The 17,868-nt window shown below is 43.3% G+C and carries 15 protein-coding genes; 12 read left to right on the forward strand and 3 right to left on the reverse strand.

What is annotated here, in order from left to right:
* The first annotated feature begins 19 nt into the window (after positions 1–19).
* The 5 genes from pilQ (at position 20) to GYX26_RS00510 (ending at position 6,196) form a co-directional block, all read left to right on the forward strand.
* Positions 20–2,203, forward strand: coding sequence for a type IV pilus secretin PilQ (gene pilQ, locus GYX26_RS00490; RefSeq protein WP_174827619.1), 2,184 nt, complete (start codon positions 20–22; stop codon positions 2,201–2,203).
* A 291-nt stretch (positions 2,204–2,494) separates the two neighbouring features.
* Positions 2,495–3,037, forward strand: coding sequence for a shikimate kinase (locus GYX26_RS00495; protein WP_174827620.1), 543 nt, complete (start codon positions 2,495–2,497; stop codon positions 3,035–3,037).
* A gap of 6 nt (positions 3,038–3,043) precedes the next feature.
* Positions 3,044–4,126: a 3-dehydroquinate synthase gene (aroB, locus tag GYX26_RS00500; protein ID WP_174827621.1), complete on the forward strand. Its 1,083-nt coding sequence runs from the start codon at positions 3,044–3,046 to the stop codon at positions 4,124–4,126.
* A 60-nt stretch (positions 4,127–4,186) separates the two neighbouring features.
* A complete protein-coding gene (gene trmB, locus GYX26_RS00505) occupies positions 4,187–4,894 on the forward strand; it encodes a tRNA (guanosine(46)-N7)-methyltransferase TrmB (RefSeq protein WP_100089681.1) in 708 nt (235 codons plus the stop codon).
* Positions 4,895–5,002: 108 nt separating this feature from the next.
* Positions 5,003–6,196 (forward strand): amino acid aminotransferase, encoded by a 1,194-nt coding sequence (locus GYX26_RS00510; protein ID WP_174827622.1) that lies wholly within the window; start codon positions 5,003–5,005, stop codon positions 6,194–6,196.
* Positions 6,197–6,280: 84 nt separating this feature from the next.
* On the opposite strand, the gene GYX26_RS00515 is transcribed toward GYX26_RS00510, so the two are convergent.
* The 3 genes from GYX26_RS00515 to GYX26_RS00525 all read right to left on the reverse strand — a co-directional run bounded on the left by GYX26_RS00515 (position 6,281) and on the right by GYX26_RS00525 (position 9,201).
* Entirely contained in the window at positions 6,281–6,865 is a 585-nt protein-coding gene (locus tag GYX26_RS00515; RefSeq protein ID WP_202984262.1) for an HdeD family acid-resistance protein, read from the reverse strand.
* Positions 6,866–6,930: 65 nt separating this feature from the next.
* Complete coding sequence (locus tag GYX26_RS00520; protein WP_100113023.1) at positions 6,931–7,428, reverse strand: DUF3465 domain-containing protein; 498 nt, start codon at positions 7,426–7,428, stop codon at positions 6,931–6,933.
* A 147-nt stretch (positions 7,429–7,575) separates the two neighbouring features.
* Positions 7,576–9,201 (reverse strand): CTP synthase, encoded by a 1,626-nt coding sequence (locus GYX26_RS00525; RefSeq protein WP_100137025.1) that lies wholly within the window; start codon positions 9,199–9,201, stop codon positions 7,576–7,578.
* Positions 9,202–9,368: 167 nt separating this feature from the next.
* Between GYX26_RS00525 and gmk the strand changes: the two genes are divergently transcribed.
* The 7 genes from gmk (at position 9,369) to rpoD (ending at position 17,798) form a co-directional block, all read left to right on the forward strand.
* Positions 9,369–9,980: a guanylate kinase gene (gene gmk / locus GYX26_RS00530; RefSeq protein ID WP_100089685.1), complete on the forward strand. Its 612-nt coding sequence runs from the start codon at positions 9,369–9,371 to the stop codon at positions 9,978–9,980.
* A gap of 51 nt (positions 9,981–10,031) precedes the next feature.
* The gene (gene rpoZ / locus GYX26_RS00535; RefSeq protein WP_100089686.1) at positions 10,032–10,235 is read left to right on the forward strand and encodes a DNA-directed RNA polymerase subunit omega; all 204 of its coding nucleotides are present in this window, start codon (positions 10,032–10,034) and stop codon (positions 10,233–10,235) included.
* 15 nt (positions 10,236–10,250) lie between these two features.
* Positions 10,251–12,785 carry a bifunctional (p)ppGpp synthetase/guanosine-3',5'-bis(diphosphate) 3'-pyrophosphohydrolase gene (locus GYX26_RS00540; RefSeq protein ID WP_174827623.1) on the forward strand — a complete coding sequence of 845 codons (2,535 nt, stop codon included), beginning with the start codon at positions 10,251–10,253 and terminating at the stop codon, positions 12,783–12,785.
* Positions 12,786–13,063: 278 nt separating this feature from the next.
* A complete protein-coding gene (rpsU, locus tag GYX26_RS00545; protein ID WP_174827624.1) occupies positions 13,064–13,276 on the forward strand; it encodes a 30S ribosomal protein S21 in 213 nt (70 codons plus the stop codon).
* 192 nt (positions 13,277–13,468) lie between these two features.
* Entirely contained in the window at positions 13,469–13,912 is a 444-nt protein-coding gene (locus GYX26_RS00550) for a GatB/YqeY domain-containing protein (protein WP_174827625.1), read from the forward strand.
* Positions 13,913–13,991: 79 nt separating this feature from the next.
* On the forward strand, positions 13,992–15,776 hold the full coding sequence (dnaG, locus tag GYX26_RS00555) for a DNA primase (RefSeq protein ID WP_100089690.1): 1,785 nt from the start codon (positions 13,992–13,994) through the stop codon (positions 15,774–15,776).
* A 60-nt stretch (positions 15,777–15,836) separates the two neighbouring features.
* A complete protein-coding gene (rpoD, locus tag GYX26_RS00560; RefSeq protein WP_100089691.1) occupies positions 15,837–17,798 on the forward strand; it encodes an RNA polymerase sigma factor RpoD in 1,962 nt (653 codons plus the stop codon).
* Positions 17,799–17,868 lie beyond the last annotated feature (70 nt).

The following is a 17,868-nucleotide window of genomic DNA, read 5'->3' on the forward strand; positions in this document are numbered from 1 at the left end:
AAATTAAGAAGGTATCAATATGAAAATTAAAACCATATCTATTTTATCCACTCTGGGCCTGGGTTTACTGAGTCAGAGTCTACTGGCAGGTAATATTACCGCTATCAAAGTTGGTGCTCTGCAGAATCAACAGCGCTTAATTAAACTCCAGTTTGATAAAGATCCTGCACTACCGCGAGGTTTTACAACCGAGAATCCGGCGCGAATTGCACTGGATTTTGCCGGTACCGGATTAACAGTTCCACAAAATCTGCTGAAATTTAATGACTCTGTCTTGCAACAAATTGAAGCTGGTCAGACTTCAGGTCGCACACGCGTTATGCTGTCTTTAGCAAAAGCAGGTCAATATAATGCCACGATTAGAGGTAACGAAGTCTGGATATACGTACAAGAATCACTTCCAGCAAAAAATAAAGTTAAAAGTAAACAGACTCCGCCTATCAACACTAAACCTGTATTGAATGCACCATCCTATCCGGCAAGCAGCAATATTACAGAACAGGTGGTCAGCCGTCAGGCGGTAAGCGCAGATAACAGTACATATAATGCCGGTGTTCCTGTTAATGTAGATTTTCAAAAGGGTAAAAACGGTAATGGCGTAGTTTCTATTATTGGGCTCAATGGCAAAGTCGAACCTGTAATTAAACGCAATCCGTCCAGTCTGACATTAACCTATAAAAATGTACCTTTACTAACTGAACAGCAACGCAATCTTGATGTGACTGACTTTAGCACACCGGTGCGTACTATTCGTTTGCGCAGGATAGGTAATGATACTGAAGTTAATATCCAGATGCAGGGTGACTGGGAATACAACCAGATTAAAAGTGGTAATAATCTGATTATAGAAGTATCACGCAAGTTTGACTTAGACAGCGAAGGATTAAAAAATACCAATAAATCTTTCAAAGGTAAACACGTTTCTTTAGACTTTCAAGACATTGATGTTCGCACTATTCTACAAATTCTGGCAAAAGAATCCGGTATGAATATTGTCGCCAGCGACAGCGTTCAGGGGAAAATGACTATTTCATTAAAAGATGTTCCCTGGGATCAGGCGTTAAATCTGGTGATGGAATCGCGCAATCTGGATATGCGGCGTAATGGTAACGTAATTAATGTTGCACCACGCGAGGAATTACTGTCCCGTGATGGTGCCACCCTTGAACAGCAAAAGAAAATTGATGATTTAGGTCCTTTGCTGTCACAGACTTTCCAGCTAAAATACCGGAGCGTAGAAGACTTCAGAAAAATTCTTAAACTTTCAGAGGACGGAAAAAGTTCGGATCCAGAACATAGTATTTTAAGTACTCGAGGTAGCGCATTAATGGATCCAGCTACTAATACTTTAATTATTACCGATATCAATAGTGTCATTAAAAAATTTGAGAAGCTGGTTGCACAAGTAGATGTTCCCTCTCAACAGGTACTGATAGAAGCGCGTATTGTAGAAACTTCAGATAGCTTTGCACGTGAATTAGGTACCAGATTCGGTTATAACCGGCATACAGGCAGAAATATAATTGGTGGCCATACCACAGAAACTAATTGGAGTAATATTGGTGGAGGCACTGGTACAGCTAAATTTGACTCACCAAATATAAATCTTGGTGTAACAAATGCAACTTCCATCGTGTCTTGGGTACATAATTTTGCTTCAGGTGCATTGCTTCTTGAACTTTCAGCTTCGCAATCTGAGGGTAAAACCAAAATTATTTCTTCACCAAGAGTATTAACCCAAGATCGTAGAGAAGCCAAAATTGAATCTGGCTATGAAGTTCCCTATTTGGAAGCAACTTCTAGCGGAGCCGCTTCTGTCAGTTTCAAGGATGCTGTATTGGGGTTAACAGTTACACCACAAATTACTCCAGATGGCAATATCATTATGACATTGAACGTACAAAATGATCATCCTATCGCCTGTTCAAATGTTGCGGCTGATGTGACGCGTTCTGGTGATATTTGTTTACAAAAACGAACTGTTAATACCCAAACCATGATAGAAAATGGTGGTACCTTAATTATTGGTGGTATTTATAATGAAAATAATGAATACGGTCTTGATAAAGTACCTTTATTAAGTGATATTCCTGGTATTGGCAGTTTATTTAAACACAGAAAAAATAAACAGGAACGTAGTGAAGTACTTGTTTTCATAACGCCACGGATTGTTGAATCCACTAATACCCCACTAAAATATTGAGGTAGATACAGTAGATTGATTCAGCCAGTCTGTAAAAACAGACTGGCTTTTTTATTTAAACAATAAATAAATATTGAGTTTCAGGTTAATTAGGTAGTCTTTAAAATATCAAATCAGCAAAGCTACATAGAAACATTCTTTTGTTAATTAATAAGTCATTCATCATAAAAAATTTGTAAGTTAATAAAGATATACTTATTTATTTTATATTTTTAAATTTAGCACTATTCATCAACTATCTACCATAGTTTACTAATGCATAAATTGCAACACTCAGTTACAATAACAAGCATGGATAATATAGCTGGCAATCTGATTCTGATCGGTTTGATGGGAGCAGGTAAAACTACTCTTGGTAAACAACTGGCAAATAAATTACGCCGTCCCTTTTATGATAGCGATCAGGTAATTTGTGAACGTACCGGTGTTTCCATCCCAACCATTTTTGAACTTGAAGGAGAAGCAGGATTTCGCTGTCGTGAGGCAACGGTTATCAACGAGCTGGTACAACAAAAAAATATTGTTATTGCTACCGGTGGCGGCACCATTTTACAAATCGAAAACCGGCTTAAACTGCAACAGAATGGCCATGTCGTTTATCTTCATGCCCAACCGGAAGTCTTACTGAATAGAATTCAGCATGATAAAAATCGCCCCCTGTTACAGGTCTCTGACCCACTAGCCAAACTACAGGAATTATATACTATACGTGATCCTATTTATCGTGCCACCGCACATACCGTAATAGATGTAGGCAGTCCTTATTGTACTCATACCGTTAGCCGATTAATTCGATTACTGCGCCAACCTTCTCAACAACTGTCTCTATTATAAATCATCATGCATACCCTTTCTGTTGCAACCGCCTCACATCAATATCCAATTTTTATTGGCAGTAATTTGCGTGAATTCGCGCACAGTATTCTTGCACCCTATCTCAATAATAAAATTGCCATTATTAGTAATGATACAGTGGCAGCATTGTACTTGCCGCAATGGCAGCAGATTCTGACCCAGTCAGGTTATGAGCATTTCAGTATTATTTTGCCCGATGGCGAACAATATAAAAATTGGCAAACACTGAATCTCATTTATGACGGGCTGATGCAACACAGAGCTGAACGCCAGACTACTTTATTGGCTTTGGGTGGGGGTGTCATTGGCGATATGGTAGGCTTTGCGGCTGCAACTTATCAGCGCGGTACTCCTTTTATTCAGATTCCTACCACGCTTCTTAGTCAGGTAGACTCATCTGTTGGGGGTAAAACAGCAATCAATCATCCCTTGGGAAAAAATATGATTGGCGCGTTTTATCAGCCTCAGGCTGTATTTATCGACTTAAACAGTTTACAAACCTTACCTCCTCGCGAATTTTCCGCTGGTTTGGCAGAAGTAATTAAATATGCAGTATTAGGTGATGTTGAATTCTTACAATGGCTGGAAAGCAATATTGCTGCATTAATTGATCAAAATCCATCTGTACTAGCTCAGGCTATTTATCGCTGCTGTCAGATGAAAGCCGATATTGTAGGCAAAGATGAAAAAGAAACGGGTATTCGCGCTTATCTCAATCTGGGACATACCTTTGGCCATGCCATTGAAGCAGAAATGGGCTATGGCAACTGGTTGCATGGAGAAGCTGTTGCAGCGGGTACAGTACTGGCATGCCGCTTGTCTGAACAACTTGGCTATCTGCGCCCAGAAGATACTGCACGTGTCATTACTATATTATCTCACGCCAATCTGCCCGTTGTTCCTCCACGAATGTCATTGAACGCATGGCTTACCCATATGAGTCATGATAAAAAAGTAATTGATGGAAACTTGCGTTTTGTTGTGCTGAAAACCCTTGGACAGGCCACGTTAGCCGACAATATAACAACTGAAACACTAGCGATAACATTGAAGCAATATATCTCCTGAAGCATGTTAGAATCCCTATCTGCCAAATTATCAACTTTTATGTTAAATGCAAGATAAAGTATGACCAATAAACCTGACCTGCAAGCAAAAGGCAATAAAGATCAAATTCGTAGTATCCGCAGCTTTGTTCTTCGCCAAGGCCACATGACTGCTGCACAACAACGTGCCATTGATACACAATGGGCACAATTCGGTATTGATTTCAATAAAAACATAGTAGATTTAGACACTATATTCAATAGGAATGCACCTAAAATTCTGGAAATCGGCTTTGGCATGGGTGTCGCAAGTGCCGCAATTGCCCAGAATCTGCCTGCATGCGATTTTCTGGCTATTGATGTACACGGCCCAGGTGTAGGTAATCTGCTAAAACTGATTCAGGAACAGAATATTCAGAATATAAAAGTGATGCGCCACGATGCAGTAGAAGTGGTCAATCATATGCTCAGCAACGATAGCCTGCATGGTATTCATATTTTTTTTCCGGATCCCTGGCACAAAAAGCGCCATCACAAACGTCGCCTGATCCAGATACCCTTTATTGCCCAATTACTTCCAAAACTGCAAAAAAACGGCTATATTCATCTGGCTACTGACTGGCAGGAATATGCCGAACAGATGCTTGAAGTGTTAACTAGCTTTCCGGAATTACAAAATACTGCTAATGATTTTGCTACAACACCCGCCTATCGGCCGGAAACAAAATTTGAAGCACGCGGTAAACGTCTGGGACATGGTGTGTGGGATTTGGTTTTTGTAAAAAAATAACAGCAAGAATTAATAAGAGTAAAGACATTTAAGGTACAATCACCTTGGATTGCATTACGGCAATTCATTTTTCCGTCAAATAACATTGCTGTCTTCTAAGGAACTGAGATGTTTCAGAATGTCGAATACTATCCAGGAGATCCTATATTAGGTCTGATGGATCAATACAAACAGGATTCGCGCAGCCATAAAGTGAATCTGGGTGTAGGTGTTTATTATGATGATACTGGTCATGTACCTGTCCTGGAATGCGTTAAAACCGTAGAATCGCGAATGGTTGAACAGCATCTGCCGCATGATTATCTACCCATGGACGGGCTGCCAGGTTATCGACAAGCCTGCCAAAGACTATTGCTCGGCAGTGAACATGAAGCCATTAAAAACGGTCGGGTTGCCACTATTGCCAGCCTTGGCGGTTCTGGCGCTTTACGCATAGGTGCAGAATTTATTCACCACTGGTTCCCACACGCAAAAGCTTACGTCAGCGATCCTACCTGGGGCAACCACATCAGTATATTTGAGGGCTCAGGAATAGAAGTACATAAATATCCCTACTATGATCCTGAAACCATCGGCATTAAATTTACAGAATTAAAACAGTTTCTTCAACAACTGGAAGCAGGCAGTATTATTTTGTTACATCCCTGTTGCCATAATCCTACCGGTGTTGATCCTACTCATCAGCAATGGGATGAACTGCTGGAAATTATCAGACAACAGCAATTAATACCTTTTATGGACATAGCATATCAGGGATTTGGTGACGATATTGATACTGATACCTATGCTATTCGCAAAGCTGTTGATATGGGCTTATGTGTTTATATCAGTAATTCATTTTCCAAAAATCTATCCATGTATGGTGAACGTATTGGTGGTCTGAGCATAGTCTGTCCTACAGCTGAAGAAGCCCGCCTGGTACAAAGTCAGCTCAAATTTACTATTCGCCGTTTATATTCAAGCCCTCCCGCATACGGTGGCCGCATTGTTGACCATGTGATGAATAATAATCAATTATTTCAACAATGGGAGCAGGAAGTTTACGCCATGCGCGACCGTATTCGTGCCATGCGCTCTCGTTTGTACGAAGTATTGCAGACTAAAATCCCAGAACGCGATTTCAGCTATTTCATTAAGCAGCGTGGCATGTTCAGTTTTACTGGCTTAAGCCCCCAGCAGGTAACACGCTTAAAAAGTGAATTTGGCGTGTATTTAGTCGAAAATGGTCGCATGTGTATGGCCGGTTTAAATAGCAGCAATATAGAATATGTAGCCAATGCAATGGCTGAAGTATTGAAATAAAAGCGCTTTCTAAATGATAAAAACTGGCTGGTTTAACTTATTACCAGCCAGTTTTTTAATGAAAATGTTAAATTAGATCTAAAATTAATTATTTTCATTTATCTTTGAGGTAGCAAATCGGCGCACCCGAAAAGCCAAAGCAATATTCATTACACCAAACAATGCGGCATAAACACCAATAACCCATGTCAGTGCGATACCGCCCTGTACAGGATTGACAAACAAAATAATACCTACCAAAACCGACAATATACCCGCAACAATCATCCATCCTTCGGTATGAATAGATTGACGCAAACGGATAGCAGCGATGATCTGCAATATACCACTAACTAATGCCCAGATTGCAATCAATGTAATCAAAACCAGCCAAGTTATTCCCGGAACAAAAAAAGTCATCATACCGGCCAGAATACTGACAATACCCCAAATCAGCATCAGCCACCAATCCTGATGCGTCTGGCGACCACTGATAGCAATTACAACACCCATCACCCCATCAACCAAAGCATAAATGCCAAAAAACATCACCATGACCAAGATGGATATAAATGGATAAAACCACGTCAGTAAACCAAAAATTAAAGCCGCAATCCCACGTATCAGTATTACCCACCAGTTTTCAGACAGCAAATTAGCCAATGGACTACGAAAAGAAAGATTATTCACTATATTTCCTCTATTTAAATATAAACCACAAATAATAAATTTTAAAATCCAATATTTCAGCAAGCTTATTGATAACGCCTTCCCTGATATAACAACCAGCCATCAGCATGACGGTGAGCGGGATCATGATGTGTCCAATGTATCAGGCCACCACGTTCATTACTAATATATTCACCAGTAAAAACAACCTTATCTCCGCGCTGCAAACCCTCTAATCGGGGCGCCAGATCAATATTATGTACTACCAAAAGAGTACCATTATCAGTCTTGAGTATAAATCGCTGATGACGAATACCCTTATTATCATCGGGCAAGGTTTTAATCACATTACCCTCTCCATATACCTGTACCTTATCCAGATTTTCATTTTGAGCCTGCTGAACAGGAATCGCTCCCAACACCGGACTGCTGGTCGATGGTGCGCCGGTAAAATTATTCCGAATCGATTTAAAAGATTCTACTATCTGCTCTTGCGCATGACTCTTTTGCTGTTCATCCACCGTGCCATATTGCCACCACCAGAGGCCCAATGCCACAATGACCAATAAAATAATATTTTTCATAGCGAGGAATTTATATGTCCCACTTGTAAACACTTAAACCATCATACAAAATGTAATTACAGATAGCAAAAATATTAATAGATTCAGGCAAAAAAAAACAGGCTACCCGGAAAAACGGGTAGCCTGTACAGCAAGCAAAAAATTGATTTATTTCTTATAAGCCAATGCCGCCTTGATAAAAGCAGTAAACAAAGGATGGCCATTCTTCGGCGTTGAAGTAAATTCAGGATGGAACTGACAGGCAAAAAACCAAGGATGATCCGGCAATTCAATAGTTTCCACCAATTGCTCATGTCCCGTAGATACACCACCAATTACCAGACCTGCCTGCTGTAACTGAGGCAGATAGTAGTTATTAACTTCATAACGATGACGATGACGCTCACGAATTAGCTCATTACCATAAATAGTTCTGGCCAGAGAACCGGCAGCCAACTTGACTTCCTGCGCACCTAAACGCATTGTGCCACCCAGATTAGTATTAATATCACGCTTTTCAATCTGGCCATCGCGATCCTGCCACTCACTAATCAAGGCTACAACAGGATGCTGAGTTTTCAAGTTGAATTCAGTTGAATTGGCGCCTTCCAGATTTGCCACATCACGCGCATATTCAATCAGAGCAATCTGCATACCCAAACAAATACCCAAATAAGGTATTTTCTGTTCACGTGCATAGCGTACAGCAGCAATTTTACCTTCCACCCCACGAGTACCAAACCCGCCTGGAACCAGAATAGCATCCATATCCTGCAAACAGGCTGTTCCATCTGTTTCCAGAATTTCACTATCAATATAGTGAATATCTACATCCGTTTCAGTTTGAATACCGGCATGTTTTAATGCTTCGGATAAAGATTTATATGACTCAGTCAAATCCACATACTTGCCCACCATGGCAATTTTTACTTTATGCTTCGGATGTTGTACTGAGTAGACAATCTTGTTCCATGCAGTCAAATCAGCCTGCTGAACATTCAGTTGCAATTGTTCACAGATAATACTGTCAATACCCTGATCATGCAGCATTCTCGGTACTTCATAAATACTGTCTACATCATAGCAACTAATAACAGCACGTTCTTCAACATTACAGAACAGAGCAATCTTGCGTTTTTCCTCTTCCGGCATTGGCCGATCCATACGACAGATCAGCACATCCGGCTGGATGCCGATTTCACGTAATTCCTTGACAGAATGCTGTGTTGGCTTGGTTTTGATTTCACCGGCAGCGGCAATAAAGGGAACATAAGATAGATGAACAAAAAGAGTATTCGCTCTTCCCTGCTGGCTACGCATCTGTCTGATAGCTTCCAGAAAAGGAAGAGATTCAATATCACCTACCGTGCCACCGATTTCTACAATAGCAACATCATAGCCGGCAGCACCTTCATGAATCTTACGTTTAATTTCATCAGTAATATGCGGAATAACCTGAACTGTTCCGCCCAGATAATCACCACGACGCTCTTTATGAATTACACTTTCATAAACCTGACCAGACGTAAAATTGTTGCGCTTTTGCATAGTGGCATCAATAAAGCGCTCGTAATGCCCTAAATCCAGATCAGTTTCAGCACCGTCATCGGTAACGAATACCTCACCATGCTGAAAGGGGCTCATTGTACCCGGATCAACATTAATATAAGGATCTAGTTTAAGCATGGTCACTTTAAGACCACGAGATTCCAAAATAGCAGCAGTAGACGCAGCGGCAATGCCTTTACCTAGTGAAGAGACCACACCGCCAGTCACAAAAATAAACTTGGTCATGACAATCAGCAGGAAATTGAATTTAGCATTTTAGCCGAAACCAGCACTAAAAGAAAGATATTACCAGTCACAGACTGTGCAAGAATATGCAATAATCCCGTCATCCAGATTGGCGTAACATTCACGGCTGTGGCATAATTAGCCACCGTAATCCTTAAATTTATATTATGTTGCAATCTGGACATATTTTCATCGTTTCTGCTGCTTCCGGAACAGGCAAAACCACACTGGTATCACGCCTGAGTGCCAATCAGCCGGATATCCGTATTTCTATTTCCCATACCACCAGAATGCCGCGTGAAGGAGAGCAAAATGGTGTACATTACCATTTTGTCAGCCGTAGTGAATTTGAGGAAATGATTGCAGGCAATGCGTTTATTGAGCATGCCAATGTATACGGCAACTATTACGGCACCAGTTTAAAAGCAGTAGAATCATTAACACAGCAGGGCTACAACGTTATTCTGGAAATAGATGTTCAGGGAGCAGAACAGATCCGTCGTTTACTGCCAGAAGCAACCAGTATTTTTATTTTACCCCCCTCAATGACTGAACTGACCGAACGTCTGCAAAACCGTGGCACTGATAGCGAAGAAGTCATTGCCTACCGTCTGGAAAAATCACGCGAAGAAATTGAGCAAAGCAAGCTGTTTGATTATGTAATTGTCAATCAGGAGCTTACTCAGGCAGAGCAGGATTTACTGGCAATTATTCGCTCGGTTGGATTACGTGCACAAGCACAAAGTCAAACAATTACCCGGATTCTAACCGGAGAATAATTTTTTTAAACTATTTCTTACTTACCTGATATCAGGATTGGAATTCAGATTATGGCTCGTATTACTGTAGAAGATTGTGTCGGACGCATTCCCAATCACTTTGACCTAACCATGATTGCCGCTTTGCGTGCACGCCAGCTAGCCAATGGTGCTACCGCACTGGTCGACGAAGATCATGACAAACCCACTGTAATTGCCCTGCGTGAAATTGCCAGCGGACAAATTGGAACAGAATTACTTAACCAGCAAAAATAATACAGGCAAATAGCCATGTTTCCACCCAGCCTACCCTATAAACCGCCAGCAAACCAATGGCGTGATAAACTGTTTGTACACACAGAATATCTAAACAAACAGGAACGCTGGAAATTACTGGAACAGGCTTGTGCCTATATTTACTCTCTGGCAGAGCAAACTGGCAAAACTGCGCTACTTGAACGCAGTTTTGCCATTACTACATCACTGGCTGAAAACCAGCACCGTGTACAAGCACTTACAGCAGTTTTAATCAAAACAGCTTTCGAGGATTTATCCATCACTACTACAGATAACCATATGCCCAGCGAAGCTATGGGTCCTGTAGGCATGAAGATTTTTAATGGGATTAATACTTTATCACACACCAGCATAGCAACCCAGCTGGAATGCTGTCAGCAGCAAATAGAAAACAGTTATCAGGCCATTATTACTGAAGCACAGAATAAACTTCTGAATATTGCTTCTTACCTCAGCAAAGAAGACTTAAATCTGCTTAATAAAGCATGTGAATTTGGTGCCATTGCGCATCAAGGGCAATTTCGCAATAGCGGCCTGCCTTATATTACTCACCCTCTGGCAGTTGCCACCCAGCTGGCAGAATGGCACGTAGACATACAAGCTTTATGTGCCGGCGTACTGCATGATGTACTGGAAGACACCGGTACTACCAAAGAAGAAATCATTGCATCATTTGGCGAAACCATCGCCAATATGGTTGATGGATTATCGAAGCTGGAAAAGCTCGAATACAATAGCCAGCAGGAAGCTCAGGCCGAGAGCTTCCGCAAACTGATAATGGCAATGACTCAGGATGTTCGCGTAATTATCGTCAAATTGTCAGACCGATTACACAACATGCGCACATTATCGGCAAAAAAACCAGCCAGCCGAAGACGCATTGCCCAGGAAACCATGGAAATCTATGCACAACTGGCTAACCGAATCGGATTAAATCACGTTTATCGTGAATTGCAGGATTTAGCCTTCAGGCATTTATATCCCCATCGCTATGAAGTTCTGGCAAAAGCCATTCAATCATCCCGGCGCAACCGGCGTGACGTAGTCGGTAAAGTATTGCGCGCCTTCAGCCAGCGTCTGGTCAGCGCCAATATCGAAGCACAGGTAAGAGGCAGAGAAAAAAACCTTTACAGCATTTATGAAAAAATGCGCCGCAAAAATCTGCACTTTGCTGACGTAATGGATATTTATGCTTTCAGAGTCATTGTCAACAACATTCCTGCCTGCTATACCGCCTTAGGTGTTTTGCATAATCTTTATAAGCCTAAACCCGGGCGAATCAAAGATTACATTGCCATCCCCAAAAACAATGGCTATCAAAGCCTGCATACCATTCTGATTGGGCCATATGGCCTGCCGATAGAAGTACAGATACGCACCCATGAAATGGACACCATAGCCGAACGCGGCATTGCCAGCTACTGGATGCACAAAGATGGCGAACAGAATAGCTTTGATCAGGCACAAATGCGCACCAACCAGTGGCTGCAAAGCATTCTCGACATTCAGGCTCACAGTGCCAATGCCATTGAATTTCTTGAGCATGTAAAAACTGATCTGTTTCCGAATGAAGTATATGTTTTCACCCCCAAAGGTAAAATCATCACCTTGCCAGAAGGTGCCACACCCGTCGATTTTGCCTATGCAGTGCATACCGATATTGGCAACCGCACCGTATCAGCACGCATCAACCATAACCTGATGCCATTGCGCACCCGTTTACATACAGGTGATACAGTAGAAATCATCACCTCAAGTAATGGCCATCCCACACCAGCGTGGCTAGGCTTTACCATATCCAGCCATGCACGCAGCGCCATCCGCAGCCAGATAAAAAAAATGAATCGTTGCGATGCCATACGTCTGGGTGAAAAGCTATTACAAAAAGCACTGTCCAGCCTGTTGCCAGAAAATGTTTTACTGTCTGACAGCCTGAAAGACAAATATCTGGCTGATTTGCGCCTAAAAAACACCTCATTTGAAAACATCCTGTGCGAAGTTGGCATGGGATTACTGCAACCTGTTTCAGTGGCCATGCATATTGCCGAGCTGGCAGGAGAACACTTTAACAACACCATCAAACTGGCACCCATTAACCTCACCGGCAATGAATCAGCACATATTCATCTGGCCAAATGCTGCCACCCTATTCCCGGCGATGCCATCAAAGCACTGCTGATTAAAGATGAGGGAATCATCATACATCGTGATACCTGCAACACCATCCTGAAAACAGATCCCGAGCTTCAACTGGATGCCAACTGGGATATCATGCAGGCAGACAACTACCAAGTCACCCTGTGCCTGAATGCTATCGATAGCCATGGTCTGCTGGCCACCATCGCTGAGGCCATCTCCTCCAATGGAAGCAACATTAAATCGGTAGAAACCACATCAAAAAAACTTGAAGGCGTGGAAGGATTTATCGAATTTCGCTTTGTATTACAAGTAAAAGACTTAGACCAGCTCAACCTGATTACACGCGATCTGCACTCCATACCCCAGATTCGCCGAGTAAACCGTATCTAACACAGATATTTGTAGAAAATATCAGTATCAATCTATTCAATATCATCTTGACGACACAGATTTAATCAGCCATAATTAAACCTTATTTATTTAAAATAACCATATATCTGTTTATACTTTTACATACAGATATAGCCATCATTTACACCTTGGGAGGTGATGTTGTAGACGGTTATGCGGTACCGTAAACACCGCCTTTGCCATCAAATGGCAGTAATTCAGTATTTACTATGCTGATTAATAAATCAGTAACAAAATTAATTTACTCAGGAAAAAACATGCCTTCTGTACGTGTAAAAGAAAATGAACCTTTTGAAGTTGCAATGCGCCGTTTCAAACGCACTGTAGAAAAAACCGGCCTGATGACCGAGCTACGTGCACGCGAAGCTTACGAAAAACCAACTACCGAACGTAAACGCAAAAAAGCAGCAGCCGTAAAACGTTTGCAGAAACGCTTGCGCAGCCAGCAATTGCAACCAAAATACTATTAATTGGTTAATTGGTATCGCCGGCTCATAAAATCTTGTAGCTGGGTAAACACCATTGAAAAAACAATACCGCAGGCTATTGCTTGCGGTATTTGCATTTTAACAAGTAAAAACTGTAGCAAACCAGAATCACAGCAGTAAACTACCAACTATCAATTCACTTAATACTTATTCATTTCATTGCGAGCATCCATTATGAGCCTAAAACAACAATTGCAGGAAGACATGAAAACAGCCTTGCGCAACCATGATGCAACTACCCTGTCTACCATTCGCATGGCACTGGCTGCAATAAAACAGATCGAAGTAGACGAGCGAATCGAAGTAGACGATAGTCGCTTCACAGCAATCATCAGCAAGATGGTCAAACAGCGCAAAGAATCTGTACGTATGTATACTGAAGGTGGCAGAGATGATCTGGCCGAAAAAGAGCAGGCAGAAATCAATCTGCTGCAACAATACCTGCCTAAAATGCTAGATGACACCGAAATTGAAGCCGCAATCAAAGATGCCATTGCCAGCGTAGGTGCCACACAACCAAGTGACATGGGCAAAGTAATGGGTGTTTTGAAAAAAACACTGGCTGGCAAAGCCGACATGAGTGAAGTCAGCAAAAAAATCAAACAGCTTTTAGCCTGATAATTAACAACAGCAGCACAAACAAACCTAAAAAACAGGTTTTAAATCTTTAGCATAGAAGTAGACAGGCGTAGTTGGCATGATACCAGGCGAATTTATTGACGAACTATTGAACAAAATCGATATCGTCGACGTAATCGAAGAGTTTGTACCGCTAAAAAAAAGCGGAGCCAACTACATGGCCTGCTGCCCATTTCATAAAGAAAAATCGCCCTCCTTTTCCGTTAGCCCCACCAAACAGTTTTATCACTGCTTTGGCTGTGGCGTGCATGGTTCCGCCATAGGCTTTATTATGGAATATCAGGGACTGAGTTTTCAGGAAGCCGTACAGTTTCTGGCCGACCGTATTGGCACAACCGTCCCAAAACAGGCCGGCAACAGTAATCCACAGGCACAAAAAGCACACAAACAGCAACAGCAGACCCTTGAGCAAACCACCGCCGCAGCCGCCACCTACTATCAGCAGCAACTAAAAACCTCATTGCGTGCCCAAAATTATTTACAGCAACGCGGCCTCAGTGACGAAATCATCATACATTACGGCCTCGGCTATGCCCCGGATGACTGGCAGGCACTAGCCAAAGTCTTCCAGCCCTATCCAAGCAATGCACTAGTAAACAGCGGCATGGTTATCACCAAAGATGACCGCCATTACGACCGTTTTCGCGATCGCATCATGTTTCCCATCCGCAGCACACGTGGCCAGATAATCGGATTTGGTGCCCGCATCATTGAAACCGGCGAACCTAAATACCTCAACTCACCAGAAACCCCCTTATTTGATAAAGGCCGAAACCTGTATGGCCTGTATGAAGCACGAGCTGCAATCAAAGAAGCCCAACGAGTACTGGTAGTAGAAGGTTATATGGACGTAGTCGCACTGGCACAGTTTGGTTTGGGCTATGCCGTAGCTGCACTGGGCACAGCCACCACAGCCGAACATGTACGCCTATTAATGCGACAAAGTGATCACATCTATTTCTGCTTTGATGGTGATACTGCCGGCAAAAAAGCCGCCTGGCGCGCATTGGAAAATGCCTTGCCCCAGCTAAAAGATGACAAAATTTTACACTTCCTGTTTTTACCGGCCGAACACGACCCCGATAGCTACGTACGCAGCCATGGTTTAAAAACCTTTGAAGATGCTTTACTCAATCAAAGCCTGCCATTATCAGCCTACTTCTGGCAAACCTTGACTGAAAACATCGATCTCAACACACAAGAAGGCAAAGCCGAACTGATTAAAACGGCTAGCCCCTTACTAGCACAAATCAAGGCACCAGCATTGTCTTTCCTGCTCCGTCAGGAACTTAGCCAGAAAGTAGGCATAGACGAACATAATCTGGCTCAGCTACTGGGACAGCAGCAACCCAGACAACCGGCCATACAACAGAAAAATTACCGCTTACCCCAGAATACATTCCGGCAGCCCCCTGTCATGTCACTGGCACAAAAGCAGATACGCGCACTATTGATAAATCCACAATGGGCCGTATATATAGAACTACCAGAATATCTCGACCTGCACGGCGACTATGCATGCCTCGCCGCGCTGGCCGAACGCATACAAGCCTCCGTTACACCACTGAACAGCGGTGCCGTGCTGGAACTGATGCGTAACACAGAATTTGAACCCGTCATCCGGCAGATTATCCATGACTATCTGGATTCACCGGATGTTATGCAGCCAGGAAATGAAGATGACTGCACCACGTTCAAACAGGGCATGCAAAAATTACTGGACAACCTTAAGACACAGCAGATTGATGCGTTGAAGCGCAAACTCCAGCATGGAAAACTAAGTGCCGACGAAAAACAGTTACTACTGCTGCTCTTAAGCCCGCCCAAGATACCGTCAGCATAGAATGACGACCATTACAACCGCTTGCAGCGACAAAGCCGCTGCAAATACATCGAGTAAACCATGGCAAACTCAACACTGAAAAAGACTACCATCGATACCAGCCAAGAGCAGGATGACGCACGCCCATTAACCGCAGAAGAACAGCGCGCCCGCTTGCGCCAGCTCATTATTCAAGGCAAAGAACGTGGTTACATCACCTACGCCGAAATCAACGATGCCCTGCCTGACGAAATGTCAGATGCGGATCAGATTGACAACATCGTTTCCATGATTTCCGGCCTCGGCATTCAAGTTACCGAAGAAGCACCTGATGCCGAAAGTCTGTTGATGGGCGACAACACCGCCAACATGACCGACGATGATGCAGTAGCCGAAGCAGAAGCAGCACTGTCCAATGCAGACAACGAATTCGGCCGCACTACCGACCCCGTACGCATGTACATGCGCGAAATGGGACAAGTAGACCTGCTAACCCGCGAAGATGAAATCATCATCGCCAAAAAAATCGAAAATGCCCTGCGCAACATGATTCAGGCCATTTCCGCCTGTCCCGGTTCAGTTGCAGAAATACTGACCCTCATCGACGCCGTACGCAAAGATGAAATCAAAGTAGATGAAGTAGTCGAAGCCATCGTCGACCCGCATGAAGAACTACTGGACGAACTCGGCCTAGGACTAGACAGCAAAAGCGACGATGCCGAAGTTGTTGACGACAGCGACGACAGCGTAGAAGTTGACGACGACTCCGAAGAAAGCGACGAAGAAAACGCAGCACTGGCCGCATCCGCTAATCTCGAAGAACTGCGCCAGAAAACCCTCGAACATTTCGATGGTATTCAAAGCCTCTATGAAGCCATGGTTGCCGCCTTACAGGAAAAAGGCAGCCAGCATGCCGACTACCTCAAACTGCAACAAGAAATTGCCGAACAGCTATTGCAAGTGCGTTTTGCTACCCGTCAGATAGAAAGCCTGTGCGACAACCTGCGCATGCGCGTTAGTCAGGTACGGCAACTCGAACGCGACATCCGCGATATCGCCCTCAACCGAGTACACATGGAACGCGACTACTTTATCAAAAGCTTCGCCAACCGTACCACTGATCTGGGCTGGGTAGATGAAGAACTGTCCCTGAACCGTGTCTGGAACGAAGCCCTGCGCCGCTTCCAGTATGCCATCATCGAAAAGCAAACCGAACTGGCCAACCTCGAACAAACCGCCCAGATTTCACTGGACGAACTCAAACAGATTAACAAAAACATGGTCAAAAGCGAGCAGGAAACAGCCGCGGCCAAGCAGGAAATGATTCAGGCCAACCTGCGTCTGGTTATCTCCATTGCCAAAAAATACACCAATCGCGGCCTGCAATTTCTCGACCTGATTCAGGAAGGCAACATCGGCCTGATGAAAGCCGTAGACAAATTCGAATACCGGCGTGGCTATAAATTTTCCACCTATGCTACATGGTGGATTCGTCAGGCCATCACCCGCTCAATTGCAGATCAGGCGCGTACCATCCGCATTCCGGTACACATGATTGAAACCATCAACAAAATGAATCGCATTTCCCGCCAGTATTTACAGGAAAATGGCGAAGAAGCCGATTCCGCCAAGCTGGCTGAGCTGATGGAAATGCCGGAAGACAAAATCCGCAAAATCATGAAAATCGCCAAAGAACCCATTTCCATGGAAACACCGATTGGCGATGATGACGATTCACATCTGGGCGACTTTATCGAAGACGCAAACAACGTAGCACCAGCAGATGCAGCCATGTACTCTAGCCTGCGTGAAGTAACCAAAGATGTACTCGAAAGCCTCACCCCACGCGAAGCCAAAGTACTGCGTATGCGCTTTGGCATCGACATGAATACCGACCACACCCTCGAAGAAGTCGGTAAACAGTTTGACGTTACCCGTGAGCGTATTCGCCAGATTGAGGCCAAAGCCCTGCGTAAACTGCGCCACCCTACCCGCTCCGACCGGCTGAAAAGCTTCCTCGACAGCGACGAAAACAAACAGTAAACTTTTTATCTTTTAAAACCAAAATCATCCGCGCACAGCGGATGATTTTTTATGTAAAACCTTGCAATAG

Origin of the sequence: Snodgrassella sp. ESL0253, assembly GCF_013344965.1 — a bacterium.
Taxonomy (GTDB): domain Bacteria; phylum Pseudomonadota; class Gammaproteobacteria; order Burkholderiales; family Neisseriaceae; genus Snodgrassella; species Snodgrassella alvi_B.